A 25016-nucleotide genomic window follows, 5' to 3' on the forward strand; every position below is an offset into this window, starting at 1 on the left:
TTTCTGTGGCAGGCGCCGCCGTATCTGCAGCCATAGTTGCCTGGCTGGGTTTGAATACTTGGCGCCGGCAGCTGGTTGGTCAGGATCGGTACCAACTGGCCAAGGAATTAGTCCTATGCCTCTACCAGCTCCGTGATCAGATCGAAGCGGCACGCCGCCCAATCGTCGAGATAATGCGGGGTGAGCCAAGGCGTTTAGCAGAGGTCCAGTTCATGTTCGGAGATTTGGCAATCTACGAAATGGCTAGACGGGCGCAGCGGAGATTGCCCGAGATCAATGAAACAAAAAAGCGACTTGACTCGTTGGCGCTAGACGCTGAGGTGCTTTGGAGCGATGAACTAAAACCCCACCTGGAAGAGATCTCAAAGTTGCTCGATAACTTCTCTCTCGCAGTGGAGTACACCGTTTCCGCTCACAATCCAGAGCATGATCAGATGATTCACTCGATGATGAGTGAAATGGCTGCTGACACTGGCGCCATCGTCCTGGAGGTGGAAAAGGACAATTTCAATACTTCATTATCCGCGAGTATTAGCCGCATTAGAGCGATCGTTATGCCCCCGGTTGCACCGGCCGTCAAGCGGTGACCTGCCACCCTTCAGAGTGATCCATACCGTAAACGTGGGGATCAGGGTGATACACCAACGACGGTTGTAAGGCGACCAGTGCGCACCTATCCATAGGTTCCCCGGACGAAATACAATACCTACTTTCACGCTCCACACCTCCGCCAGCCTAGTTCGACGTAACATCATCCCAGCCTTTGGCTCTCGATTCTTTTTGCGCGCGCAAAACGACACCGCGCCAGCCTCACGCGTAGTCTGGAATTCAAACCTGAACACAGGCATTGAACTTCAACCCGACGCGGAGGCCCCATGTATGGATTCCCTGGAGTAGAACCCACCCGACGCCCCAGGCTGCTGGGGTGGATGATTGCCACGCTGGTGGTCTTTCTTCTGATCGCCCTTCTTGCGCCGCACCAGTTGCCCGTGGTGGCCTACAAGAGCGCGATGGTCATGCTCGGCGCAGTTCTGGGCTACTGGATCGACCGGGCGCTGTTCCCCTATGCCCGACCTCACATCTTGGCGCATACCTCACCTGAGATTGACCGGAACGCGCACTGGGCCCGCTCGATGGCCATGCTGCGCCGCGCGGTGATTGTGCTGGCCTGTGTGCTTGGTCTGACGCTGGGGCTTTAACCATGGTTACCGTCAAGCGAATAGACCACAGCCGTCGCTCTCCAGCCTGGATACTGCCCGCCGTGACGACGTTGCTGGCCGTGTTTGCTCTGGCCCTGGTGCAGTGCGCACCAGCATCGGCTTCAAAGATCCCGGCCGCCGCCGAACGCCACCGCGCCACCCTGGTGCGTGCAGCGCACTGGGGCTTCGGCTTGGACGCCCCCATTTCTACGCTGGCCGCCCAGGTCCACCAGGAGAGCCGCTGGCAAACCGCTGCCAAGAGTCCCGTCGGTGCCGCAGGTCTCGCGCAGTTCATGCCCGCCACCGCCGAATGGATTCCGGACGTTGATCGCTCCCTGGCGAATCCCGACCCCTACAACCCCGGCTGGGCATTGCGAGCCATGGTGGTATACGACCGGTGGTTAATGGAGCAGGTGGATAAACGAATCCAGGCCGAGGGCCCTTGCGAGAGTTGGGCCATGGTATTGAGCGCCTACAACGGCGGACTGGCGTGGGTGTACCGCGACCGGCAGCGGGCGCTGGCTTCTGGAGCCAGTGGGCTCGCCTGGTTTGACGAGATAGAACACCACAACGCCGGGCGCAGCGCCGCCAACTTCCGCGAGAACCGCCACTACGTACGAGTGGTGCTGCTGGAGTTTGAACCGCTGTACCACCGCCGGGGTTGGGGCCCCGGGGTGTGCGTGAGGAGCCGATTCTGATGCTGCTGACAAAGGGCCGAGTGGTGTTAGCGATAGTGGCGGCCGGCGCACTGCTGGCCAGCCACTACGCCATGTATCAATGGGGCCACTCCGGCGCCGCCGGGGATGAACGCACCGCCTGCCGGGACCAGACCATTGAGCAGCTCACCGGGATGATGAGCGAGTGGGAGCAGCTCGTGCTGAAAGCCGGCGAGCAAAGCCAGGCCATTGACCGCGCCCTGAATGCCCGCCGCCTGGCCGATGAACAAACCACCGAGGAGCTACGCGATGCGCTGGCTGAGACGAACACTGACCGTGTTGATTGCCTGTTTCCTGTTGGCGTCATGCGCCAGCTCTCCGCCGCGCGGGCCCGAGCCGCCCAGGCCGCTGCCGGCGGCGTTACTGGTGCAGTGCCCGCCGCCGAGCGGGACGACTGACCGCCACCCGGACGCCGTCGCCCTGGTGCTGAAACAGGTGTACGACGAGTACGCCGTATGCGCAGGCCGCCTGTCGGACCTGATACAGAAAATCCACGAGCGCGAGGCGCAACCGCCGTGAAAGCGATCTACATCGAGAAGTGCAAAGACTCCCAGTTGTGGTACTGGGAGCTGGTCGGAGAAACCGTGCCCTACATCCGCGACATCGATGAGGGCTACTTGAGCAGGGAGCCAGCGGGGTACACCAACATAGTGCGGCGGGAGGATGGCCGCGTAATCGACGTGGGTAGTGATTGATATGAGTCTGGATGATATCGAGTTCAGTTGGGGCTTTTTGGCGTGGCTAATTACCGCCTGCTGTGCGGTGTTCGCGTGGTGGACAGCTCGCAGCAAAGCAGACGGCGCTGAGCAGATCAAGATGGAGCAGCGAGTTGCTACCTTGGAAAGCCGTATAAACGACGTCCCCAGCCAGGCAACCATCGCGAAGCTCTATGGAAAGCTGGATCGCCTTGAGGGTGAACTGGGCAGCTTCATCCGCGAGTTTCAGGGGCTAACGGCCGCCGTCAACCGAATGAACGATTATTTGCTCAACAACAAGTAGGTGCCCCATGAGTAAGAAACCCTTCGCCGACTACCTGCGTGAAGATCAGCGCCTGGTCATTCTTCGGGTTCTGGTAGACATGCCCAGCTACCGCGCCAACAGCTCCGTGCTGTACAACCTGCTAGACACCTTCGGCCACAGCCCCAGCCGGGATCAGGTGAAAGGCCACCTGCGCTGGCTGGAGGAGCAGGGCCTGGTGGACATTCAGGATGTGAGCGACCTGCTGATTGCCACGCTGACCAGCCGTGGCCAGGACGTGGCCGAAGGCCGCGTGGTGATCGATGGCGTAAAACGCCCGGGAGCGCGCTGACATGGGCCGCAAATCCACCGTGGACAAACTCCAGCCCGAGGTGCGCAGCCACATTGAAAAGCGGCTGCGGGAAAACCGCCTGACGTTGGATGAGCTGATCAACGACCTGCAGGACAAATTCCCGAGCGTGGAGCACCCAAGCCGTAGCGCCCTGGGCCGGTACCGGCAGAACTTCGACACCATGATGGAGCAGGTTCGCCAGCAAGAGCAGATGGCCCGCATCATGGTGGAAGAGCTGGGCGAAAACCCCGACGACAAAGCCGGGGCCCTTCTTGTTCAGTCCGTTACCACGCTGGCCAACCGAGTGCTGTTCGAAAGCCAGGGCGATGAAGAGCTCGACATCGAAGATGTGCGCAAACTCGCCCGCGCCGCCAAGGACATCATGCACACCCGCAAGTTGAGCCTGGAGCAGCGCCGCGAGGTGGAGCGCCTGGCCCGGGAAAAGCTCATTGCCGAGCAGGAAACCAAACTGGAAGAGCTGCGCGGCACCGATGGAATGAGCGAGCAGCTCGAAGACCGCATTCGCAACGTGTTACTGGGTAAAGCGTAATGGCCGATCGGATGGGTAAATACAAGGCCGTGGGCCCCGCTCGCAAGATCGACCTGCAGGCGGAGATGGAAGCCTACGGTGTGGTGGTGCCGGAGGATATCGCCGAGGCGGTACCGGGCGGCGATGCCGTGTTCCTGGGCTACCAGAAGCGCTGGTTTGAAGATGAGAGCCCCATAATGATCGGCCAGAAGAGCCGGCGGACGGGGCTCACCTGGGCCGAAGCCGGCCGCAACGTGATGAAGGGAGCGAAGCCACGGCGCCGTGGTGGGTGCAACACCTTCTATGTCGGCTCCAAGCAGGAAATGGCCCTGGAGTACATCGCTGCCTGCGCCCTTTTTGCTCGTGCGTTCAATGAACTGGCCGAGGCGGACGTCTACGAACAGACGTTTTGGGACGACGCCAAAAAAGAGGAAATCCTCACCTACATGATCCGCTTCCCTAAAAGCGGGCATAAAATCCAGGCGCTCAGTTCCCGCCCGAGCAACCTCCGTGGTCTGCAGGGTGATGTCGTCATCGATGAGGCGGCGTTCCATGAGGCTTTGGAAGAGCTGCTCAAAGCGGCTCTGGCGCTGACCATGTGGGGCAACAAGGTGCGGCTGATCAGCACGCACAACGGCGTAGACAACCTGTTCAACACACTGATTCAGGATGCAAAGGAAGGCCGTAAGGACTACAGCATCCACACCATTACCTTGGACGATGCCATTGCCGAAGGTCTCTACAAGCGCATCTGCTACGTGACCAACCAGGAGTGGTCCCCGGAGGCGGAGAAGAAGTGGCGCAATGATCTCTACAAGAACGCACCCAACACCGAGAGTGCCGAGGAAGAATACGGCTGCATTCCCAAGAAGTCTGGCGGCGGCTACCTCTCCCGCGTACTCATCGAGGCCGCCATGGTGGCCGATCGGTCAATCCCCATCTTCCGCTACGAGGCGCCCGAGGGCTTCGAGACCTGGACCAACCAGCAGCGCGAGGACGAGATCCAGAAGTGGTGCCTGGACAACCTGCTGCCCGAGTTGAACCGATTGCGGCCGCAGGATCGCCACTACTTCGGGGAAGACTTCGCCCGCCGGGGCGACCTGACCGTGTTTGCCCCGTTGGCAGTGATGCCGGACTTACGCAAACGCACCCCCTTTGTGGTGGAGCTGCGCAACCTCACCTACGAGCAGCAGCGCCAGGTGATGTTCTTCATCCTGGAGCGGCTGCCCCGGTTCGCTGGCGGCGCCTTTGATGCCACCGGCAACGGCGGCTACCTGGCCGAGCAGGCCGCGCTGAAATTTGGTGCGGGGATGATTGAGCAGGTGATGCTGAACATTCCCTGGTACGCCGAGTGGATGCCCAAGCTCAAGGGTGAGTTCGAGAGCTTCAACATGGAGGTGCCGCGCCACCAGAACGTGCTGGATGACCTGCTGCACATCACCGTGGAGAAAGGCGTGCCCGTCATCGACAAGGGCCGCACCAAAGACAATGACAGCAGCTCCGCCAAGAACAAACGCCACGGGGACTTCGCGGTGGCCCTGGCCATGGCGAACCGGGCGAGCTGGATGAGTGGTGGCGAGATCGATTTTACCCCGGTACCCAAACACAGCCGGGGCTTTGATAACGCCGAGGATGACGACTTTATGATACCGGAGCCCAGCGCATGGTAACCCAACGATTCAAAAGCCTGGTGGCCGCTGCCGCCCGGGTGCTCACCCCGGATGGCAGCAGCGTGAACACCCGTGACCTCAAAGAGCCGCAAACCGCCGACCGCATCGCCCTGCAGCGCGAGTTCCAGGGCCACCCGAGCAGGGGCCTGACCCCGAGCAAGCTGGCGCAGATTATGGACAGCGCCGAGCAGGGCGACATCATGGCTCAGTACGAGCTCTATGAAGACATGGAAGAAAAGGACGCGCACATCATGGCGGAGATGGGCAAGCGCCGCCGGGCCGTGGCCGGGTTGGATTGGTCCATCGTGCCGCCGCGCAACCCCACCGCCAAAGAGAAGAACGCCGCCCGCGAGCTGCAGGAAGTGATCGCCGGGCTGGAGGATTTTGCGGAGCTGATGTTCGATGTGACCGACGGCATCGGCAAGGCCTTTTGTTGCCTGGAAATTGAGTGGCGGCGCAGCGCCGGTTTCTGGTTGCCCAAATCCGTACAGCACCGCCCACAAACCTGGTTCCAGTTCAAGCGTGGCTACACCCAGGAGATTCGCCTGCGTGGCCCCGCCGATGGCGAGCCGCTACAGCCCTTCGGCTGGATTGTGCACACCCACAAGGCCAAGAGCGGCTGGCTGGAGCGCAGCGCCCTGTTCCGCGTGCTGGCCTGGCCGTACCTGTTCAAAAACTACAGCGTGGGTGACCTGGCCGAATTCCTGGAAATCTATGGCATTCCGCTGCGCCTGGGTAAATACCCGAGCGGCGCCACCCAGAAAGAAAAGCTCACCTTGATGCGCGCGCTGGCCATGATTGGCCACAACGCCGCCGGCATTATTCCCCAGGGCATGGATATTGAATTCCAGAAAGCCGCCGACGGTGACCCGGGTGCGTTCCAGTTGATGATGGAGTGGTGCGACAAGGCCCAGAGCAAAGCCATTCTCGGCGGTACGCTCACCAGCCAGGCGGACGGTGCCAGCAGCACCAACGCCCTGGGCAATGTGCACAACGAAGTGCGCAAAGAGCTGACCGATTCGGATGCCAAACAGATCCAGAAAACCCTGACCCGCGACCTGGTGTGGCCCATTGCGGTGCTGAACGGACTGGCCACCGAAGCCGACCGTTGCCCCTGCTTTGTGTTCGATACCAGCGAGCGGGAAGACATGGCGCAGTTCGCCAAGAGTGTGCCCGCGCTGGTGAACCTCGGCTTCCGTGTGCCGCGCCAGTGGGCCCACGAGCGTGTGGGCATTCCCGAGCCGGAAGATGACGAGGATATTCTGCAGCCGGTAAAACGCCTGGGTGCCAACCCGCCGCAACCGCCAGCGATGGCCACCGCCGCACTGAACCGGCAGCGCGAAGAGCGCACCATGGCGGATGACCTGGACGATGAAATGCAAACGGTGACCGACGAATGGATCGACCGGATCCGCGCCCTGGTGAACGACGCCGAGAGTCTGGATCAGGTGCGCGATGGCCTGCTGGCGCTGCTGCCGGAGATGGACATTGAGCGCTATGCCGATTTGATGGCAGAGGCACTGCGGGTGGCGGAGCTGACTGGGCGGGACGACATTATGGAGGAGGCCAACGGTGGCGCTGCGCGCACTTAATCTGCCGTTTCGCGAGCAGGCGGAGTTTCTGCGGCGCAAACTGAACATGACCACCGAGGCGTGGACGGATGTGTACGCCGCCGAGCACGACTACGCCTTTATGGTGGCCGGCGCCAACCGCAATGACCTGGTGGCGGATTTTCGCCAGGCGGTGGAGCGAGCCATCAACGATGGTGAAACGCTCGAGCAGTTCCGATCGCGTTTTGATGACATCGTAGCCCGCCACGGCTGGAGCTATAACGGCGGGCGCAACTGGCGCAGCCGCGTGATCTACGAGACCAACCTGAACACCACCTACATGGCAGGCCGCTACGAGCAGCTGATGGAGGTGCGCGAGCGCCGCCCCTATTGGCAGTACATTCACAGCGGCTCCGAAAATCCACGCCTGCAACACCAGGCGTGGGATGGAATGATTCTGCGCTGGGACGATCCCTGGTGGCGCACGAACATGCCCACCAATGGGTGGGGTTGCGGATGCCGTGTGCGGGCGCTGGGCGAGCGTGACCTGCAGCGCATGGGCCGCGACGGACCGGACGAAGCACCCGCGCTGAACTGGGAGGAGCGTGAGATTGGCCAGCGCAGCCCCGGTGGACCGCGCACCGTGCGCGTCCCCGAAGGGGTGGATCCGGGTTTCGAGTATCAGCCCGGCCGTTCGCGCCTGAACGGATTTATGCCGCCGCACGGCGGTGGCGGTGGTGGCCGCCCATCACCGGGCGGCGGCCCACTGGAAACCATGCCCGAACCGCGCACCCTCAATACCCAGTCGCTATTGCCGACCGACCGTGATACGGCGTTCTACGCCGGTGAATTCCTGCGCCGCTTCAATGCCGAAGACCGCCCCCAGATTGTTCGCGATCGCGCAGGCGATCACCTGGTGATCGGCAGCCACCTGCTGCGTGACCGCGACAGCCAGAGCATGACCCAACCGCTACCGCAACGCCCGGAGCTCACCGGAGCCCTGGCGGAAACCGTTCGGGCCCCGGATGAAATCTGGACCCGGCTGGAATGGTTTTCCGATATTGAAAAGGCGGTGGTGCGTCGACGGTTTGTTTCTCGCTTCGTACTGCCGGGCAACAACGAGCCCGTGCCTGTATGGTTCGACTGGGGCAGCAACGGCTGGGAAGCGGGCGCGGGTGATGACCTGATGCGCAGTCGCGTCGGTGAGCGCGTGTACGAGCGGAGGATTGGCTGATGGCTGACGGTGTACGCCTGGAGTTGGACAGCGACGCTGCGCTTGATGCCCTGCGTCGTGCGCTCGAAGTCACGACCAACCCACGCCCGATGTTGGCCAGCATTGGTGAGGGGTTGCTGGCCAGCACCGAAGATCGATTCCGGGATGAGCGTGCGCCGGACGGAACACCCTGGGCACCGCTGTCGCCATCCTACCGCCGAGTCAAACGCAAAAACGCCAACCGCATTCTATGGCTGGAAGGTCGGCTCGGTGGCTTTCTGCGTTACCAATTGGAGAGCGCCGCTGTGCTCGTCGGTTCTGACCAGGCGACGGCGGTGTGGCATCAGTTCGGTACCCGGCCATACACCATCACACCCAAATCCGGTAAAGCACTTTCGTGGCCGGGCGGACCTGGGCCGCGCAAAAAAGTGAGCCACCCCGGGTTACCCGCTCGCCCGTTTTTGGGGGTCAGCTCCGACGACGAAGAAATGATTGTCGAAGAGGCGATGGAAACCCTCCGCCAGGCGCTTTCCTGAGTAAAATAAAAACCCCGCCTGTAACGCCCTGTGTTGCGTTCTGAGTGCAGGCTATCCACTCGCTCGAATTTCCCGATGCAGGGCGTTTATAAATCCTCCCAGAAGCCACTCACGGCATCATTCCCCTGACTGACCCGGCACGAATGTAAAACCCCACCGATTTATATTTTTGCGCGCGCAAAAAGACTTCACCGGCCCCGCGCTTTAGTCTCTGGATAACGGCTTAACCAACACGCCACTAACCGAGAGACGCTATGCACCGCAAGATTCTGCCAATTGCCATTTGCTCCGCCACTCGCGCTGCCACCATTGCGTTGGCCGCATGCGCGTTTGAAGTGGCCGTGGGTGATGACGGACTGGCCACCGTGCAAGTGTTCCCCGCCGGAAAGTTCTACCCCGCCGATGGTCGCCCCATGACCACCGACGGCTGGACCATCAACCAGGCGCAAGCGGCCAAAGTGATAGAGCGTTTCCGCCAGCGCAAAACCCCGATGGTGATCGACTACGAACACCAGACCCTGCGCGCGGAAGACAACGGCCAACCTGCTCCGGCGGCGGCCTGGTTCAAAGAGTTGGAATGGCGCGAAGGCGAAGGCCTGTTCGCCACCATTGAGTTGACGGCCCGAGCCCGCGAGGCCGTGAACAATAAAGAGTATCTGTTTTTTTCACCGGTGCACCGCTACCACCCCAAAACCGGCGAGGTGATGGAGCTGGTAATGGGTGCGCTGACCAATAACCCCGCTATAGACGGCATGGAGGAATTATCCCTCCGTGCCGCCGCCACGTTCGGGGCAACCCTGGAGGATGAGACCGTGGACCTGCTGCAAAAACTACTGGCAAAGCTCGACCTGGATAAGAACACCACCGAGGAGCAGGCGTTGGCCGCTCTGAGTAAGCGCCTGGACGCTGACCCGCTCGTGGGTGTGAAAAAAGCCCTGGGCGAGAAAGACGACGCCGACGCCGCCACCGTGGTGGCCGCCTGCACCGCACTGAAAGCCAAAGCCGAACAGGGCGAGCCGGACCCGACCCAGTATGTGCCGGTGAGTGCGCTCAACAGCCTGAAGAGTGAAGTGGCCTCACTGAGCCAGCAGCTCAAGGGCCAGCAAGACCAGCAGCTCGAAAGCCTGATTGACGAAGCGCTTGAAGACGGCCGCTTGGTGAAGGGCATGGAAGACTGGGCGCGCGACCTGGGCAAGAAAGACATGGCCGCGCTGAATAAGTACCTGGAAACCAGCCAGCCCATTGCCGCCCTGCGCGGATCGCAAACCCGGGGCGAATCACCGGTGGATGAGGGCACCGGCCTCACCGAGGACGAACTGGCGGTGTGCAGCCGCATGGGCGTGAAGCCCGAAGATTTCAAGAAGTACAAAACCGACGGGACCGGCGCGGCGGCTTAACGGCCCCGCACCCGGTTGTGCTTTAACCCGAACCCTTAACGTAATTCAGGAGACGCCATCATGCCTCTGACCAATGACCGACTGATCAAGCGCCGTGACGGCGTCCAGTACAACGACCCGGTGGCTGCGGACACCGTCATCTATACCGGGGCGCTGGCTTGCCTGGACGCGAGCGGCAACGCCGTACCGGGCGCCACCGCCACCGACCTGACCGCTCGCGGTGTGTGTGAGGAGCGGGCGGACAACACCGGCGGCGCGGCAGGCGATATCTCAGCGCCCATTCGTGCCGGTGTGTTCAACTTCAAGAACAGTGCCGGTGCCGACGAAATCACCCGCGCCAACATCGGCAGCGATGCCTTCATTGTTGACGACGAAACCGTGGCACTGACCGACGGCACCAGCACCCGCTCCATCGCGGGCGAGATTGTGGACCTGGACGACGCCGGCGTGTGGGTGCGCGTCGGCGCATAACCGGCCCTTACGAACCGCGCAACACCGTTGCGCATAGCGAACAACCCGAACGGGAGCAGCAGACATGATTGTGAATCGCCAGAACCTGAGCATGGCCTACACCGGCTTTAAGGCCACCTTCCAGAACGCCTTTGATGGCGCTCCGGTGAACTACACCCAGATCACCACTGAGGTGCCCTCGGCCACCAGCTCAGAAGAGTATGCCTGGCTGGGCCAGACCACGCGCTTCCGCGAGTGGATCGGTGACCGCGTGATCCAGGCCATCAAGCAGCACGGCTACACCATCAAGAACAAGACCTGGGAAAACACCGTGGGTGTGCCCCGCGAGGCGTTCGAGGATGACCAGTACGGGATTTACACCCCGTTGATGGCGCAGCTCGGGCAGGACTCTCGCGAGCATCCGGACGAGTTGGTGTTTGCCCTGATGAAGCAAGGTGAGACCGAAGAGTGCTACGACGGCCAGCCCTTCTTCGATACCGACCACCCCGTGCTTGCTGCGGACGGAAGCGAAACCAGCGTGAGCAACCTCACCGATGGTGCAGAGACCGAGTGGTACCTGCTGGACACCTCGCGGGCCATTCGCCCCTTCATTTACCAGAACCGGAAGCCGTACAACTTCGTGATGAAGGACTCCGAGCAGGATGACAACGTGTTCCTGAAGAAAGAGTTCCTTTATGGCGTGGACGGCCGCAGTAACGTCGGCTTTGGTTTGTGGCAGCTGGCGCACAAGGCGAAGGTGGCGCTGACCGCTGACAACTTCAACAGCGTGTACGCCGCCATGAAGAGCATGAAAGGCGACAACGGCCGCCCGCTGAACATTCGACCCAACCTGCTGGTGGTGCCGCCCTCGCTGCGCGCCCAGGCACTGGAAGTGGTGAAGGCCGAGCGTGCCGCCAACGGCGCCACCAACATCAACCGCGACGTGGTGGATGTACTGGACACCAGCTGGTTGGCGTAAGCGAATAATCCACGCCGAGTAGGAAATCGGTCAGAAGCCGGGCGAAAAGGATTTGCCCTATCTCTTTAACGACTTTTATAGGAGGCCCCATGGCTGCCCGTAAAAACAACCCGAACGCCCAGGCGAAGGCCGGGACCGCCCAGGCGGCGAAGACCACCGCCGACGCGGAAAAGAAGGCTGCCCAGAGCGCCGAGCAAAAACCGGCCGGAAGCGAGCAGGCTGCCACCGATAAGGAACAGCAGGCTTCGGACCAAGGTGATACCACCACGATCCAACAGGTGCCCGCCACAGACGCCGAGCAGAAAGCCGCCGAAAAAGCGGCTGAGAATGGTGAGCCCACACCGGTGTTGATGATCCGCTCCACCCGCAAAGGTGGGCACCGTCGTGCCGGCATGCGCTGGACCCGCGAACCCATCGGCATTGAAGTGGCCGCGTTGACTGACGCCCAGCGCAAGCAATTGGAGCGCGACCCGAACCTGGTGGTGGAAGAAGCCGAGGTGGACCTCTAAGCCATGGACTACATCACCACCGAACAATTGGCGGAGCTGCCTGGGGCGCGTGAGCTGGCCCAGGTGGCGAGCCCTGCGCATCGCCCGGTGGTGGATTTCGAGCTTATGGAGGCGAGCCTGCGCAATGAGGATCGCACCGCCTGGGAGCCCGAAGAGATTGCCGATGCCGACGATGCCCTGGAGCGCATCACCGGTGCGGTGGAACAGGCCGAGAGCCTGATCAACGGCTTTTTGGCCCAGCGGCGTTACACCCTGCCGCTGAACCCGGTGCCCGGTTTGGTGACCGGCTGGACGCGGGACATCGCCCGCTACTACCTGCACAAAGACCGTATCAGCAGTGAGGGCACCGACCCGATCGTGCGCGCCTACAACGACGCCATGAAACTCCTGAGCCTGATCGAGCAGGGCAAGTTCAGCCTGGGCGCCGATGACCAGGTATTGAATTCGCCGGACTTTTTGGACGTGCGCTTTGACAGCGACCCCAAAGTGTTCAGCCGTGACCAGTTGAAGGGCTTTCGATGAGTTCCGCCCCTTTTGATACGGCCCCGGTAATTGCCCGGGTGCGTGAGCAGGTGACCGCCCTGCGCGCAGTAGAAGGTGCCGCCAGCTTTGCGGCGGTGCAGAACCTGAGAGATTTTGTAGTACCCGGCGCCTATGTGGTGCTGACCCGCGAACGACCGGACAACCAGGAGCCGCGCGGCGGACGCCAGCGAGCCATTGTGACCCTGGGTGTGGTGGTGGCCGTGCGCAACTACCGGGATGTGACCGGGGGCGAACTGAAAGACGCCCTGAACCCGATTTTGAATGGCGTGCGCAATGCGCTGATTGGCTGGACCCCACCCGAGCAAGGGGCGCGCCCCATGAAGTGGGCCGGGGGCGATGTGATCGACTACGACGACAACACCCTGCTGTGGGGTGATGTGTTCCAAACCCAACACTTTATAGGAGCGGCCTGATGACCACCCAAAAGAAAGCCACCGCAAAACCCGTTGAGCGCGAGGAAGTGACCCTGATCGACCGGCACACCCATGGCGGTGAGCCCAAGAAAAAGGGCGACAAGATCCGCGTGACGCCGCGCCAGAAGCAATGGCTGATTGACCGTAAAAAGGTGGCCGGGCCCGCCGACTGATCGGCCCACCACCGAAACCGAACGACACTTAGAGCAAGCACCGACACGAGGGCGACGCCATGTTATTTTCATTCCAGGGCAAGATTTGGCTGGCCACCCGCACCAGCGCTGGCAAGTTTGAGAAGCAGGTGTGGGTGGGCAACGCGCCCACTTTGCAGCTGCAAATGAGCACCGAAAACGCCACCATGATGGAAAGCTACAGCGGTAACCGCAACCAGATTGGTGATCTGGACCTGGGCAAAACTGCCACGGTCAATATGACCCTGACCGATTGGACACCGGAGAACCTGGCGCTGGGCTTTTACGGCGAACAGGTCGATCTGCCCACCGACACCGTGACGGACGAAGCGCTGCCGACCAGCATTGTGGCCGGTGAAGTAATTCGCCTGGATAACAACTTCGTCAGCGACGTGGTGCTGGAGGCCAATGCCGTACCGCTGGTGGAAGGGACCGACTACCGCATCGAAAGTGCGGCCGCTGGCCTGATCGAGTTCCTGGCGGATCAGGCCGACCCGGTAACCGCGGATTATTCGGCAGCCGCTGCCAACGCCGTAACTATGTTCACCACCCGCCCGCAGGAGCGCTGGTTGCTACTCGATGGCATCAACACCGACAACAACGAGCCGGTGGTGTTGGAGCTGTACCGGGTGAAGTTCCGCCCCTTTGGTGACACCAACTTGATCACCAACGAATATGGTGAGCTCCCCCTGGAAGGCTCCGCGCTGTTTGATCAGCTGAACGCCGCCAACAGCAACCTCGGTGGCTTTGGTCGCACCCTGCAGCAGGCCGATGCGTAATGGCCAAGCGAGTGGATAAAAAGCCCGCCCAGGACTCCGCCCCCGACGGGGCGGACGACCTGGCCATTCTGCACCCCGAGCACACCCTGACCGTGGGCGGTGAGAAGGTCACCGTGCGCGAATACGGCTTTGTGGAAGGACTGCGCCTGCGCCCCAAATACCAGCCGCTGCTGGATGCGCTGTACGACATTATGGTGGGTGAGCGTGCGCCGGAGCTGGATGCGGTAGAGGCCGTGCTGGCCGAGCAGCTCGACACCACGCTGGACCTGATTGCCGTGGCCGCCGATGTGGACCGTTCCTTTATTGAAGATCTGAGCAACGAGGATGGCCAGCGCCTGATGGATGCCTGGTGGGCAGTGAACAGCCCCTTTTTTTTGCGCAGCGTATTCAAACGCGCCGCCCAGGAAAGAGCGCTAAGCCGGCACGCTGGAGCGACATCTACCACTGCCTCATCGAGCACGGGCACGACCCGGACCGAATCGGGCAATACACCCAGCGGCAAATCCTCCTCTACTACGCAGCCGCCAGTCGCGCCCAAAACCGGAAACGAAGCGACGCCATCCGAGCGGTGAATCTCGGCTTTAACGGTGGCAAGAAAGTCAACGAAGCCCTCAAAGAACTGGAAAAATACAGCTAGCCCCCGCGTTACTCTCCTCGGCTCTGGTTGAGCCCTTTAGCCCGGCATGTCCGGGCTTTCTTTTGCGTGCGCAAAATTACAACTGACCCCCGCGCGCGCGATACTGCCTTGGCAATACACCCCTGACGAGACCGCCATGGCTGACCTGAACCTCGCACTGCGCGTACGCGCCGACCTGAACAACGCCCAGCGCAACCTGCAGCGCCTGGAGCGTGAGCTGGACGATACCGGTAAAGCGGCGAACCGTGCCGGCACGGGCATGGACCGGATGGGTCGTGGTGTTGGTCGCTTGCGTACCCTGCTGGCCACCCTCGGCGGTGGCTTGCTGGTGCGCCAGATTGTGCGCTCGGCGGATGCCGTGACCAACCTGCGCAGCCAGTTAAGGTTGGTCACCGACAGCCAGGAAGAGCTTAACGAAGTGTTTGATGCGACCTACGCGCTGGCGCAGGACACGCGACAGGAGCTCGGCTCCACTGTAAACCTATACGCTCGCCTGGCCCGCTCCACCGATCAACTGGAGCTCAGCAACCAGGATCTGCTCACCGTCACCCGCGCCATTAACCAGTCCTTCATCGTCAGTGGCGCCGGCGCTCAAGAAGCGGCGGCGGCGACCCTTCAGCTTTCCCAGGGCATGGCCAGCGGCACGTTGCGCGGTGAGGAACTGAATTCCGTTCTGGAAAACAGCCCCAGGTTGGCCCGCGCCATTGCCGATGGACTGGGTGTGACGATTGGAGAGCTTCGCGCCCTTGGCGAGCAGGGGCGCCTGACTACCGAGGTTGTCACGCAGGCATTACTGAGGACTGCCGACACCATTGATGCGGAATTCCAGCGTATGCCGCGTACCGTTGGTCAGGCACTTCAGCAGCTGCGTAATGATCTACTCGTGACCTTCGGAGAAGCCGATACCGGTCCACTGGTGGAGGGCATTGATGAGCTGCGGGATATCGTCACCGACCCGGAGTTTCAACGGAGCGTTATCACGCTTGCCAACGGCTTTCTAAAGCTGGTGGGGCAGGCTGGCGAGCTGGTTGAGGCGTTGGAGTTTCTGAGCCAGTGGAGTGGTCTTGCCTCTCCTGACGAAACCAACCTAAGAGACCTGCGCCAGCTCGAAAGCTCTATTCTTGACGCACTGAACAGTGGCCCATTGAGCCGCATCAAGTTCTTCGGACCTGGTGGGGTGGTTGAGTATTACGACGAAGCCGAGCTCCGTCAGGAGCTTGCGGATGTTCAGTCCCGCATCCAGCGAGCGATGGATGTGCAGAACATCAGCCGCACTATCGACAACCCCATAGCAAACGCGACCGGCGCTCTCGGGCAGCAACTCAATGCAGACCGGAACAGCCGGCCTATTCAGCTTGGAGACGGCGGCGACTCAGAAAGCGAGGCTGAAAAGGCCGCAAAAGATCGAGAGAAGTTCGTCGCCCAACTCGAACGCGAAGCGGACCTGTTCGAAGCCACCGCCGAAGCCACCCGCCGCTATGAAATCGAGCAGATGAAACTCTCCGGCACTTTGCTGGAGCGAGCTAATGCAGCGGACGAAGCCCTACGCAAACAGGAAGCGCTGAAGCAGCAGGCCGAGGATGATGCGGAGATTGCCTCACTCCAGGTGCGCCTGCTGCGCGCCCAGGGCAACGAAGCGGCCGCTGCGGAGGCCGAGCTGGAGCAACGCTACGGCGCACTGCTGGAACGGCTGGAAACCCGGGGTGACGAGAGCGGTGCCCGCACCGTGCGCAACCTGATGGACCTGGAGCTGCTGCGCTCGCGCTTGAGCGAAGCGGAAGCCGCCATCGACGACACCCTGGGCCGCATGGCCCGCGAGGAGCAGAGCATTGAGGTGCAGCGCTCCACCGGTGCCATCAGTGAGGTGGAGGCACGCGAGCGACTGCTGGAGCTGCACCGGGAGACGGCCAATGTGCTTGAAGAGCAGCGCCCGCTGCTCGAAGAGCTGGCGCAACAACCGGGCCAAGTGGGTGAAGCCGCCCGCGCTGCACTACAGATGGTGGACAACCAGGTCAAGGAGCTGCGATCCAGTACCAGTGAGCTTCAGCGCACGCTGGAGCAGGGTTTGGAGTCTGGGCTTTCCTCTGCTATCAAAGGCTTGGCTGACGGCACCATGAACCTGCGTGATGCCATCAGCCAACTGGGCCAGAGCGTGGCCAATGCGCTTGCCGACATGGCTGCCAAAGGTTTGGCTGAGAACATTACTGGCAGTCTATTTGGTGGTGGTATCGGCGCCCTGTTCGCCGCCAGTGGTGGCCAGGTGCGCGGCCCCGGTACCGGCACCAGCGACAGCATCCCCGCCATGCTCAGCGATAAGGAATACGTGACCCGCGCGGCCGTCACCACCCAGCCCGGCGCGCTCGACTTCCTGCAAGACTTCAACAAGCGCGGCATGGCCGCCCTGGACGATTGGAACCCGGCCCGCCACAACACCGGTGGCCTGGCCGGTGTGCCTGCGCCGGAGATGGGTGCGCCGAGCCTGGGCAAAGCCAGCCTGGACGAGCCGTCAAAGGCGTTCAGCGCCCAGGTAGCCAACAACATCAACCTGAACTACATCGACGACCCGGACCGCATTGCCAGCTATATGCGCGGCCGCGCCGGCGAAGAGGCGATCACCGTAATGATCAGCCGCAACCCCCAAAAATTCCGCCAACTGCTGAAGGTGTAACGATGCCGTACGAGATTGGTTTTGTAGAGAACGTGGGCACGCTGGCCCACTACATGATGCTGGACAAGATCCGCAGCTTTGCCCTGGCCAGCGGCTTCTGGCAGGTGCTGCGCTATGACGACACGATCGACAACCGCGAGCTGATTTTGAAGGGCGAGGGCTATAGCGGCACCGAGGAGATCTTCGTGGGCTTCCGGTGCTACCAGAACGCCAGCGCCGATGTGTACAACATGACGGTGGCGGGCTTCACCGGCTACGTGGCCGGCAACAGCTTTGCAAGCCAGCCCGGCGCGATCCTCTTGGGCCTACCGGCGCACAACAACCGGATCGACTACTGGTTGACGGTGAACCCGCAGCGCATTGCCCTGGCGATGAAGGTGGGCACGCCGGTGTATGAGAGCGCCTACGCGGGTAAATTCCTGCCTTATGCCACGCCGAGCCAGTACCCCTATCCGGTGTTTGTGGGCGGCATGCTCACCAATGAGAGTGAAACCCGTTTTAGTGATTCGAGCCACTCGATGTACGCAAAAGGCAATCGGGACAACTGCCGGATGCGCTTTAACGATGGCACCTGGCGAGTGCCCGACACGTGGCCGTGGGTGGATAACCAGTTGACCAGCAGCGAGAACGTTCGGGATACCGATGGAAACTACCCTTTGCTCCCGGTGATGCTGAACGATAGTCAGGGCATTTACGGCGAGTTGGATGGCATTTTTCATATCAGCGGCTTCAACAATGCGGTCGAGAACACGCTGACGGTTGGCGGTGATGACTACGTCGTGATTCAGGATGTGAGCCGCACCGGATTTGCTGACTACTACGCCCTGCGCCTGGACCCCAACGTTTAATAGGAGCTTTATATGCCGCACTACAGTGCCACGGTAAATAGCTGGAGCGAGATCCGGTCCGAAATCATCAACGCCTGTGTGCTCAATGGCTGGACGCAGAATGGCAACGTGCTGACCAAGAGCGATTTGGCGGCGGAGCTGACGGTGGTTACCAGCGAGGACGCGGATGGACAATACAGTGAAGGGTTGCACATTCACGGCGGAACCGGCTATAGCGGCGGCCTGCTGGAGCCCTCGGGTATCCAGCCGCGTATGGGGCCGCCATCCACCAACGTTACGGCTCCGACGTGGCCGATGGATCTGGATATCCATCTGTTCACCGACCCTGATGAAGTTTTTGCCCTTGTAAAATTCTCGGTTGACTACCACTTTTGGCTGGCCTTCGGTCGTTCATCTATTTCGGTGCCTGGTACCGGCATGTGGATAGCCGCGAATGCGAACCGCTTGGCCACGTCGTCGAACAATGGCGGCGTTTACATCACGCCTTCAGGCGGAGCGTCCGGCACAGCCAACCAGTCCACAACCGGAATTTTCTGGAAACCCTACGGACTATACGACTACCGAACCGAACACACGGTGCACGTCGACCTGCCGGATGTACCCGGATGGCTGGCTCCCAACACCAGTTATTCGGGCAACGGCAATGGTGCGATTTCAGAAACCCATAACGTCCTGGTGCAGATCAGCCCCAACAGCTGGAACAGCGAGTCCGTCCTGATTCCCATCCAGCTCTTTGTCCGTCGCAACGAAGACAAGCGCAGCCTGGTAGTGGACCTGCAGAACGCTCGCACTCTGCGCGTAGATAACTACGACCCGGGCCAGATCATCACGCTGGGTGATGACCAATGGCGCATCTACCCGTTCTACCGCAAGAACGCCGATCAGCGCGACGGCACCACATCGTCCGGCGGTGATCACTCCGGCACCATGGGCTGGGCCATCCGCTACGACCCGGAGCCGTAACCGATGGCCGTGCTCGATGGGTTCTACGCTTCATCTCCCACTGGTGGCATCGATAACCCAAACCTGGGCGATGCCACCATGGGCTTCTCCCTGGACTGGTGGCCACCTTACGCCAGCCTGGTGGCCAACGCCGACATCACCGCCGTGGCATCCAACCTGCCGGTAAGCGCCAATCCGAGCGCCCGCACCGGCTTCGGTGTGAACAGCTACCGAGGCGACTTCTATAACCGCATCCACATCAACCCGCAGCGTATTGACCTGGGCAACGTCGTTTCCGAGCAGGTAACAGCGGTGCGGGTGTTCAATGCGTTTTTCGGGCCGCGTCAGCTGAATGAAATCACCGGCGTGGATGAGGGCATCAACATTCAGGGGCCGGACGTTCCGCCCTACAGCTACCCGGCGCTGACCGAGGACGAGTGGTTTATTGCCGTGCAGCCGGAAGGCCCCGCCACCGTGAGCGCCACCATCGGCTGGGTGTTTGATGTGCAGACCGTCGCGGTACCGGTGACCGGTACCCGGGTGATCGGCTGGCCCTTCGCCGTGGACTGGAGCGAGCCGGTGGTAGAAACCCTGGCCTGGGCCACCGATGTGTTGCGCAGCCCCACCGGTACCGAACAGCGCCGCGCCCTGCGCCTGGCGCCACGGCGTGGACTGAGTGCCGTGTACAAACTCCAGGGCCGTGAACGCCAGTTGCTGGAGCACACCCTGGTTGGCTGGGGCTCACGCAGCTTTGCGGTACCCATCGCCCCGGACGTGCAGTGGCTGGCCACCGAACTGGACGCCGGCGTCAGCCGCGTGCCTTGCGACACCGCCGGATACGACTTTGAGGTGGGCGGCCTGGTGATGCTGTACATCGATGCCTTCACCTGGGAAGTGGCGCAGATTGATGTGATCGACGCGACCGGCCTGGACACCGCCCGCCCGCTGCAAAACGCCTGGCGTCGCGGTACCAAGATTTACCCGGTGCGCAGCGCCCACCTGGTGCAACAACCCGAGCTGCTCCGCTACCACGATCAGGCCAGTGAATTTGAGGTGAGCTGGACGCTGCTGGATGTGTGCGATTGGCCCGCCGAAATGCCCGCCGCCGAGTACCAGGGCTATCCGGTCCTCGAGCAGCACCCGGAGGAGAGCACCAACCTGACCCACGGCTTTGCACGCCTGCTCCTGGAGCTGGACAACGGCAGCAACGCGCCGCGCCGAATGGACACCGCCGACCGGGGCTTTGATCTGCGCGAGCACCGCTGGCTGGTCGAGGGCGTGGAAGAGAAAGACCAACTGCGCCGCCTGTTATACGCCCTGCGCGGCCGTCAGGTACCGCTGTGGGTACCGACATTCGCCAGCGACCTGACCATCAATGCGATCGTCACCGAAAGCGCCACAACATTGAGCGTGGACAACGTGGGCTACGCCCGCTTTGTGAACGGCCGGCCGGAGCGATCGCACATCCGCATCCAGCTGCTCGACGGCACCGTCTGGTACCGGGAAATCACCGGCGCCGCCGAGCAGGACGATGACACCGAACAGGTTCAGATCGACAGCTCCCTGGGCCAGCAGATCGCGCCGAACCAGGTGCGGATGATTTCCTACCTGGTGTTGTGTCGGCTCGACGATGACGGCGTGGAGATTGAACACGAAACCAACACCATTGCCCGCTGCGGCCTGGTGTTTCGCGGGGTGAACGATGACGTTTGATGCACGGGAAACCAGCCTGGCCGATGGCCAGCCCATTCGCCTGTATCTGTTTGAGCGCGGGCAGGACCGCTGGGCCTACTGCACGGCCGATCGGGACATCGAGCACGCTGGTGTGCTGTACGTGAGCACGAGCATTACCGACAACGGCACCCGCCAGACCGGCGACATCGAGGCCGATGCGTTCGAGATCATCGGCCCGCACGACCTGGGCGTGGCGCAGTTGTACCGGGGCATGATCGTCAGCCGCGAAATCACCCTCACTGTGCGGGATGTGCACTACCAGGACGAAGAACCCCTGGTCAGTTGGGTGGGCCGGATCCACGGCGTGGAGTGGACGGCTGAGGACCGCTGCAAGATCACCTGCCAATCCATGCAGGCGGCCATGGCGCAACCGGGCCTGCGTTTGAGCTGGAGCCGCAACTGCCCCTATGCGCTGTATGGCCGGGGCTGCGGTGTGGACAAAACCCAGTTTGAGGTGCCGGGCACCATTGCCGGCCTGAACGGACTGAGCATTGAAGTGGCCGCGCTGAACGGCTTTGCGGATGACTACTTTACCGGCGGCTTTATTGAGTGGCCCGTGGGTGATGCCGAGGTGGAGCGGCGCACGATCGAAAGCCATACCGGCACCACGGCCGTGATGTTTGGCGGCACGGCCGGGCTGGTTCAGGGGCAGGCCGTGACCGCTTACCCGGGCTGCCCGCGCACCATTGAGGTGTGCGATAGCCGCTTTAACAACGCCGCGAACTATGGCGGTGTGCCGCACCTGCCGGGCCGCAGCCCGTTCGACGGCAACCCCATCTTTTAGGAGGCAACCATGGTCTGGAATTTTGTACTGCAACTGGTGGTGGCCTACGCAATCAGCTACGTCACCACGCCCAAACCGGAGAAGCCAAAACCGGCCTCGCTCAGTGATTTTGATTTCCCGGTACCGGATGAAGGCACCCCCCAGTGTGTGATTTTTGGCGATGTGTGGGTGACCGACTGGATGGTGCTGGGCCTGGGCAACTTCCGCACCCGGCCCATCAAGAGCGGGGGCAAGAAGTGATGGCGGATGTGATGGTGCGCCTGGAGCACTTGCGCTCGGTACCGGGCTTGTCCGGCAAGCCGGGTTATTGCAGCGGTGGGGCCCGGCGCTGGTTTAACGCTCGCGGCATCAGCTGGCGCACCTTTGTGCGCGAGGGTATCCCGGCCAGCCAACTGCGCGCCACCGGCGATGGCCTGGCGCTGCGCCTGGTGGAGCACGCCGAAATGATGGAGGCCAAACGTGGGCGGTAGCAGCAAGCAGACCATTGGTTACGACTATTTGATGGGCATTCACATGGGTGTGTGCCGTGGGCCCGTGGATGCGCTGGTGGAAATCAAAGTGGCCGATCGCACTGCCTGGACGGGCAACGTGACGGGCAACCAGACGGTGCAGATCAACGCCCGCGAGCTGTTCGGTGGCGACAGTGCCGAAGGCGGTGTGGAAGGCCCACTGGAAGTGATGATGGGCGAGCCGACCCAACCGGTGAGCACTAGGTTGGCGTCCATGTTGGACGGCCTGGTGCCGGCATTCCGTGGCCGGTTGACCCTGTTCTTTGATGGCCTGGTGTCTTCCCTCAACCCCTACCCGAAGCCGTGGAGCCTGCGGGTGCGTCGCACCACCGCCGGGTGGGACAGCGACAACCCCTGGTACCCGCTCGCGGCAAAGATCGAGCTGGCCGGTGGCGACATCCACGCCATGAACCCGATCCACATCATCTACCAAGCGCTGACGGATCCGGACTGGGGCCTGGGCAACCCGCGCCAGATGGTCGGCACCTCGTTTGAGGCGGCGGCGGACCAGCTGGTGGCCGAGAGCTTTGGCCTCTGCCTGCGCTGGAACCGCAGCAGCTCGGTGGAGGACTTCACCCAGGAGATGGTGGAGCACGTGGGCGGCAGTGTGTACCTGGACCACTTTACCGGCCGCTGGGAGATCGCCCTGATCCGGGACGATTACGACCCACAGACCCTGCCACTGTTTGATTACGACAGCGGTCTGGTGTCCATCGATGAGGACGGCACCAGCGCGCCCGCCGAGGCGGTGAACGAAGTGATCGTCACCTATCGGGATCCCATCACGAATGAAGATCGCCAGGTGCGCGTGCAAAACCTCGCAGGTATCCAGAGCGCCGGCGCCGTGCGCAGCCAGACGCTCAGCTACACCGGCATCCCCACGGCCGAGCTGGCCTACCGGGTGGCGCAGCGTGAGCTGCGGGCCCGCAGCACCGGGGTGAAGCGGTTCAAGTTGCGGATGGACCGGCGCGGCTATCAGCTGCAGCCCGGCGCCGTGTTCCGCATCTCGGTACCGAGCCGCGGAATCGAGAACATGATTCTGCGGGTGGGCCAAGTGCGCAACTCCGAGCTGCGCCAGGGCCCCATCGAAATCGACGCCGCCCAGGATGTGTTCGGCCTGCCCGCGACCAGCTACGTGACCGCGCAACCGCCCGGCTATGTGCCGCCGCAAATTACTCCGGAGCCGATCGACACCCTGCGCGTCGTGGAGCTGAACTACCGGGATTCCCTGGGCGTGGTGCGAGATATCGCCGAGAACGACACCGGCGCCTGGGTGGCCGCGCTTGCCCTTAAAGCCAATCCCCTGGGCAAAAACTTCTTGCTCCAGACGCAACCATCGGGCGCCACCGAATGGACAACCGGCACCGATGGCGACTATTGCCCGACCGCCGAGCTGGTGGACGAGATGCCGATCGGTGAGGTGGCCGTGGCGGTAAACCTGACCGGCGCGGCGGATCTCGACCTGGTGGAAGTCGGCACGGCCGCACTGATTGACGATGAGATTTTTCGGGTGGATGCGATCGATGCCGAGGCGCTGACGGCCACGCTGGCCCGTGGTTGTATCGATACGGTACCGGCCGCCCACGCCGCTGGCGCCCGGGTGTGGTTCTACGGCGGCGGCTTTGCTGGTGTGGAAACGGTCGAGTATGAGGCCAGCGAAACCGTCAGCGCCCGCCTGCGCAGCCGTACCAGCACCGCCACGCTGCCCGCTGAGGACGCCACCGGCGATGTGATTACCCTGGCCGGTAGACCCGGGCGGCCGTACCCGCCGGGCCGTATCCGGATAAACGGCGAAGCCTACCCGGCGGCCGCGCGCGGCGTGCTCCGCGTGAGCTGGTCCACGCGGGACAAGGTGGTGATTGAGGATCAGCTGGTGGACGCCAGCATGTTGAACGCCGGTGCACCGGAGGTGACCTACAACGCCAGCCTGGTGCGTGTTGATAACGGCCAGGTGCTGACCTCGGAATCCAATATCGACGGCACGGTGGTGGAGCTGTTCGCCGGTTACTCGGGGCTGGTCGAGCTGGTGATCAACAGCCAAGCGCTGGACTACGACACCGACACACGCAGCTACCAATCAGTGCGGATCCCCTTTAACTATGTGGCGGCCGGCTATGGCAAGTCCTGGGGTTATGCCTGGGGCGGCACCTATGACCCGGGTGTGATTGCGCCGCGTGGCGGCATCAGCGGCCGCCAGCTGTACATCAACATCATGGGGTTTGAAAACGGTGTGTACGTTGGCCGGTGGAATGACCTGGACGTGAGCGGGGAGCAGTACCTGGTCTCCAGCGTTGATGGCGAAACCTGGACGCGCCACTCGGTACTGCCGATGTTCTGGACCGGCACGGTGTACTGGTTCGGCGGCCGCTGGGTGCGGGTGTTCAACGGTTTCCTGTCTGAGGCGGCATCGCTCGATGGCCCCTGGACGGAGCTGCCCTCGCCGTCGGATTCAGCCACGGTGACCGGGCTGTCGTTCAGCGAGGTGATCAATGGGCGGCTGTTTTTGTGGGGCAATCAGTTGCTGTTTTCGTCGGATGATGGCAGCACCTGGGAGCAGCACCGGCTGCCTCCCGTGCTGGATGAGAACCGCGCGGACGTCACAACGGTGAACAGCATTGCGTACGGCAATGGCTACTACGTGGCAGTGATCCGCGAGGGCGAGCGCATCTGGATGTCGCGCCCAGATGCGGTCAATTCCAGGATGTGGCGTTCAGTCAACCTGGTCGACTGGGAGCTGGTAACCCCGCAACTGCTGGCCGATGGGGACTTTGGCGAAGGCCTTTACCGGGGCCTGTGGTCCGGTCATGTGCAGCGCATGGCGGGCCGCTTTCTCGTCCGGGTCGGCCTCGGCCAGACCAGCGAAGGCTCTGAGCGCACGCTGTTTTACAGCACCGATGGCCAGAACTGGTCC

30 protein-coding genes are annotated in these 25016 nt (G+C 62.2%); all 30 read left to right on the plus strand.

Translation table 11 applies throughout. The features are described 5' to 3' along the window. Positions 1–587: hypothetical protein (locus tag B3520_RS08485; RefSeq protein ID WP_286875858.1), on the plus strand; the 587-nt coding region annotated here is incomplete at its 5' end. Positions 588–929: 342 nt separating this feature from the next. Beyond that, the gene (locus B3520_RS08490) at positions 930–1199 is read left to right on the plus strand and encodes a putative holin (protein ID WP_286807693.1); all 270 of its coding nucleotides are present in this window, start codon (positions 930–932) and stop codon (positions 1197–1199) included. Between the two features lie 2 nt (positions 1200–1201). Continuing rightward, positions 1202–1897: a transglycosylase SLT domain-containing protein gene (locus tag B3520_RS08495; protein ID WP_286875860.1), complete on the plus strand. Its 696-nt coding sequence runs from the start codon at positions 1202–1204 to the stop codon at positions 1895–1897. Further along, positions 1897–2313 (plus strand): hypothetical protein, encoded by a 417-nt coding sequence (locus tag B3520_RS08500; RefSeq protein WP_286807690.1) that lies wholly within the window; start codon positions 1897–1899, stop codon positions 2311–2313. Before B3520_RS08495 ends, B3520_RS08500 begins: the two co-directional genes overlap by 1 nt. Beyond that, positions 2213–2434, plus strand: a complete 222-nt coding sequence (locus B3520_RS17580) for a hypothetical protein (RefSeq protein ID WP_422655511.1) — start codon at positions 2213–2215, stop codon at positions 2432–2434. The genes B3520_RS08500 and B3520_RS17580 overlap by 101 nt, the downstream gene beginning before the upstream one ends. Beyond that, positions 2431–2610: a hypothetical protein gene (locus tag B3520_RS08505; protein ID WP_286807689.1), complete on the plus strand. Its 180-nt coding sequence runs from the start codon at positions 2431–2433 to the stop codon at positions 2608–2610. Before B3520_RS17580 ends, B3520_RS08505 begins: the two co-directional genes overlap by 4 nt. Before the next feature lies 1 nt (position 2611). After that, positions 2612–2914: a DUF2730 family protein gene (locus B3520_RS08510; protein WP_286807688.1), complete on the plus strand. Its 303-nt coding sequence runs from the start codon at positions 2612–2614 to the stop codon at positions 2912–2914. 7 nt (positions 2915–2921) lie between these two features. After that, positions 2922–3224: an ArsR family transcriptional regulator gene (locus B3520_RS08515; protein WP_286807687.1), complete on the plus strand. Its 303-nt coding sequence runs from the start codon at positions 2922–2924 to the stop codon at positions 3222–3224. Between the two features lies 1 nt (position 3225). Continuing rightward, positions 3226–3774, plus strand: coding sequence for a phage protein Gp27 family protein (locus B3520_RS08520; protein ID WP_286807686.1), 549 nt, complete (start codon positions 3226–3228; stop codon positions 3772–3774). Beyond that, the gene (locus B3520_RS08525; protein WP_286875862.1) at positions 3774–5423 is read left to right on the plus strand and encodes a hypothetical protein; all 1650 of its coding nucleotides are present in this window, start codon (positions 3774–3776) and stop codon (positions 5421–5423) included. Before B3520_RS08520 ends, B3520_RS08525 begins: the two co-directional genes overlap by 1 nt. Next, positions 5417–7015: a DUF935 domain-containing protein gene (locus B3520_RS08530; RefSeq protein WP_286875864.1), complete on the plus strand. Its 1599-nt coding sequence runs from the start codon at positions 5417–5419 to the stop codon at positions 7013–7015. The genes B3520_RS08525 and B3520_RS08530 overlap by 7 nt, the downstream gene beginning before the upstream one ends. Then, positions 6996–8207 carry a phage minor head protein gene (locus B3520_RS08535; protein WP_286806205.1) on the plus strand — a complete coding sequence of 404 codons (1212 nt, stop codon included), beginning with the start codon at positions 6996–6998 and terminating at the stop codon, positions 8205–8207. The genes B3520_RS08530 and B3520_RS08535 overlap by 20 nt, the downstream gene beginning before the upstream one ends. Next, positions 8207–8722: a phage virion morphogenesis protein gene (locus B3520_RS08540; protein WP_286806204.1), complete on the plus strand. Its 516-nt coding sequence runs from the start codon at positions 8207–8209 to the stop codon at positions 8720–8722. Before B3520_RS08535 ends, B3520_RS08540 begins: the two co-directional genes overlap by 1 nt. 254 nt (positions 8723–8976) lie before the next feature. Beyond that, positions 8977–10119, plus strand: coding sequence for a phage protease (locus B3520_RS08545; RefSeq protein WP_286806203.1), 1143 nt, complete (start codon positions 8977–8979; stop codon positions 10117–10119). A 60-nt stretch (positions 10120–10179) separates the two neighbouring features. Continuing rightward, a complete protein-coding gene (locus B3520_RS08550; RefSeq protein ID WP_286806202.1) occupies positions 10180–10590 on the plus strand; it encodes a hypothetical protein in 411 nt (136 codons plus the stop codon). A 64-nt stretch (positions 10591–10654) separates the two neighbouring features. Beyond that, positions 10655–11548 (plus strand): Mu-like prophage major head subunit gpT family protein, encoded by an 894-nt coding sequence (locus B3520_RS08555; protein ID WP_286806201.1) that lies wholly within the window; start codon positions 10655–10657, stop codon positions 11546–11548. An 89-nt stretch (positions 11549–11637) separates the two neighbouring features. Then, positions 11638–12057 (plus strand): HI1506-related protein, encoded by a 420-nt coding sequence (locus B3520_RS08560; protein ID WP_286806200.1) that lies wholly within the window; start codon positions 11638–11640, stop codon positions 12055–12057. Between the two features lie 3 nt (positions 12058–12060). Beyond that, the gene (locus B3520_RS08565) at positions 12061–12579 is read left to right on the plus strand and encodes a gp436 family protein (protein WP_286806199.1); all 519 of its coding nucleotides are present in this window, start codon (positions 12061–12063) and stop codon (positions 12577–12579) included. Further along, complete coding sequence (locus tag B3520_RS08570; protein ID WP_286806198.1) at positions 12576–13013, plus strand: phage tail terminator protein; 438 nt, start codon at positions 12576–12578, stop codon at positions 13011–13013. The genes B3520_RS08565 and B3520_RS08570 overlap by 4 nt, the downstream gene beginning before the upstream one ends. Then, positions 13013–13186, plus strand: coding sequence for a DUF7210 family protein (locus B3520_RS08575; RefSeq protein WP_286806197.1), 174 nt, complete (start codon positions 13013–13015; stop codon positions 13184–13186). Before B3520_RS08570 ends, B3520_RS08575 begins: the two co-directional genes overlap by 1 nt. A gap of 59 nt (positions 13187–13245) precedes the next feature. Beyond that, positions 13246–13983, plus strand: coding sequence for a hypothetical protein (locus tag B3520_RS08580; RefSeq protein ID WP_286806196.1), 738 nt, complete (start codon positions 13246–13248; stop codon positions 13981–13983). Then, positions 13983–14555: a DUF6631 family protein gene (locus B3520_RS08585; RefSeq protein WP_286806195.1), complete on the plus strand. Its 573-nt coding sequence runs from the start codon at positions 13983–13985 to the stop codon at positions 14553–14555. Before B3520_RS08580 ends, B3520_RS08585 begins: the two co-directional genes overlap by 1 nt. Before the next feature lie 201 nt (positions 14556–14756). Beyond that, positions 14757–17288 (plus strand): tape measure protein, encoded by a 2532-nt coding sequence (locus tag B3520_RS08590; protein ID WP_286875866.1) that lies wholly within the window; start codon positions 14757–14759, stop codon positions 17286–17288. 2 nt (positions 17289–17290) lie between these two features. Further along, entirely contained in the window at positions 17291–18136 is an 846-nt protein-coding gene (locus B3520_RS08595; protein WP_286806190.1) for a hypothetical protein, read from the plus strand. Positions 18137–18148: 12 nt separating this feature from the next. After that, on the plus strand, positions 18149–19099 hold the full coding sequence (locus B3520_RS08600) for a hypothetical protein (protein ID WP_286806188.1): 951 nt from the start codon (positions 18149–18151) through the stop codon (positions 19097–19099). Positions 19100–19102: 3 nt separating this feature from the next. Then, a complete protein-coding gene (locus B3520_RS08605; protein WP_286806187.1) occupies positions 19103–20791 on the plus strand; it encodes a hypothetical protein in 1689 nt (562 codons plus the stop codon). Continuing rightward, positions 20781–21596, plus strand: a complete 816-nt coding sequence (locus B3520_RS08610) for a phage BR0599 family protein (protein WP_286806185.1) — start codon at positions 20781–20783, stop codon at positions 21594–21596. The genes B3520_RS08605 and B3520_RS08610 overlap by 11 nt, the downstream gene beginning before the upstream one ends. 9 nt (positions 21597–21605) lie before the next feature. Beyond that, a complete protein-coding gene (locus B3520_RS08615) occupies positions 21606–21836 on the plus strand; it encodes a hypothetical protein (protein WP_286806183.1) in 231 nt (76 codons plus the stop codon). Continuing rightward, a complete protein-coding gene (locus B3520_RS08620; protein WP_286806181.1) occupies positions 21836–22066 on the plus strand; it encodes a hypothetical protein in 231 nt (76 codons plus the stop codon). The genes B3520_RS08615 and B3520_RS08620 overlap by 1 nt, the downstream gene beginning before the upstream one ends. After that, the coding region (locus B3520_RS08625) for a phage tail protein (RefSeq protein WP_286875867.1) at positions 22056–25016 on the plus strand (2961 nt) is incomplete at its 3' end. The genes B3520_RS08620 and B3520_RS08625, both read left to right, overlap by 11 nt.

It is taken from the genome of Marinimicrobium sp. UBA4509 (genome assembly GCF_002388575.1).
Lineage (GTDB): Bacteria > Pseudomonadota > Gammaproteobacteria > Pseudomonadales > Cellvibrionaceae > Marinimicrobium > Marinimicrobium koreense.

Bases quoted from the DNA above. Each gene is read 5' to 3' on its own strand.
- B3520_RS08590 (WP_286875866.1), top strand. From the start codon at position 14,757: ATGGCTGACCTGAACCTCGCACTGCGCGTACGCGCCGACCTGAACAAC.
- B3520_RS08500 (WP_286807690.1), top strand. From the start codon at position 1,897: ATGCTGCTGACAAAGGGCCGAGTGGTGTTAGCGATAGTGGCGGCCGGC.
- B3520_RS08520 (WP_286807686.1), top strand. From the start codon at position 3,226: ATGGGCCGCAAATCCACCGTGGACAAACTCCAGCCCGAGGTGCGCAGC.
- B3520_RS08560 (WP_286806200.1), top strand. From the start codon at position 11,638: ATGGCTGCCCGTAAAAACAACCCGAACGCCCAGGCGAAGGCCGGGACC.
- B3520_RS08545 (WP_286806203.1), top strand. From the start codon at position 8,977: ATGCACCGCAAGATTCTGCCAATTGCCATTTGCTCCGCCACTCGCGCT.
- B3520_RS08585 (WP_286806195.1), top strand. From the start codon at position 13,983: ATGGCCAAGCGAGTGGATAAAAAGCCCGCCCAGGACTCCGCCCCCGAC.
- B3520_RS08575 (WP_286806197.1), top strand. From the start codon at position 13,013: ATGACCACCCAAAAGAAAGCCACCGCAAAACCCGTTGAGCGCGAGGAA.
- B3520_RS08490 (WP_286807693.1), top strand. From the start codon at position 930: ATGATTGCCACGCTGGTGGTCTTTCTTCTGATCGCCCTTCTTGCGCCG.
- B3520_RS08580 (WP_286806196.1), top strand. From the start codon at position 13,246: ATGTTATTTTCATTCCAGGGCAAGATTTGGCTGGCCACCCGCACCAGC.
- B3520_RS08550 (WP_286806202.1), top strand. From the start codon at position 10,180: ATGCCTCTGACCAATGACCGACTGATCAAGCGCCGTGACGGCGTCCAG.
- B3520_RS08610 (WP_286806185.1), top strand. From the start codon at position 20,781: ATGACGTTTGATGCACGGGAAACCAGCCTGGCCGATGGCCAGCCCATT.
- B3520_RS08555 (WP_286806201.1), top strand. From the start codon at position 10,655: ATGATTGTGAATCGCCAGAACCTGAGCATGGCCTACACCGGCTTTAAG.
- B3520_RS08570 (WP_286806198.1), top strand. From the start codon at position 12,576: ATGAGTTCCGCCCCTTTTGATACGGCCCCGGTAATTGCCCGGGTGCGT.
- B3520_RS08530 (WP_286875864.1), top strand. From the start codon at position 5,417: ATGGTAACCCAACGATTCAAAAGCCTGGTGGCCGCTGCCGCCCGGGTG.
- B3520_RS08565 (WP_286806199.1), top strand. From the start codon at position 12,061: ATGGACTACATCACCACCGAACAATTGGCGGAGCTGCCTGGGGCGCGT.
- B3520_RS08525 (WP_286875862.1), top strand. From the start codon at position 3,774: ATGGCCGATCGGATGGGTAAATACAAGGCCGTGGGCCCCGCTCGCAAG.
- B3520_RS08510 (WP_286807688.1), top strand. From the start codon at position 2,612: ATGAGTCTGGATGATATCGAGTTCAGTTGGGGCTTTTTGGCGTGGCTA.
- B3520_RS08605 (WP_286806187.1), top strand. From the start codon at position 19,103: ATGGCCGTGCTCGATGGGTTCTACGCTTCATCTCCCACTGGTGGCATC.
- B3520_RS08495 (WP_286875860.1), top strand. From the start codon at position 1,202: ATGGTTACCGTCAAGCGAATAGACCACAGCCGTCGCTCTCCAGCCTGG.
- B3520_RS08620 (WP_286806181.1), top strand. From the start codon at position 21,836: ATGGCGGATGTGATGGTGCGCCTGGAGCACTTGCGCTCGGTACCGGGC.
- B3520_RS08595 (WP_286806190.1), top strand. From the start codon at position 17,291: ATGCCGTACGAGATTGGTTTTGTAGAGAACGTGGGCACGCTGGCCCAC.
- B3520_RS08540 (WP_286806204.1), top strand. From the start codon at position 8,207: ATGGCTGACGGTGTACGCCTGGAGTTGGACAGCGACGCTGCGCTTGAT.
- B3520_RS08515 (WP_286807687.1), top strand. From the start codon at position 2,922: ATGAGTAAGAAACCCTTCGCCGACTACCTGCGTGAAGATCAGCGCCTG.
- B3520_RS08600 (WP_286806188.1), top strand. From the start codon at position 18,149: ATGCCGCACTACAGTGCCACGGTAAATAGCTGGAGCGAGATCCGGTCC.
- B3520_RS08615 (WP_286806183.1), top strand. From the start codon at position 21,606: ATGGTCTGGAATTTTGTACTGCAACTGGTGGTGGCCTACGCAATCAGC.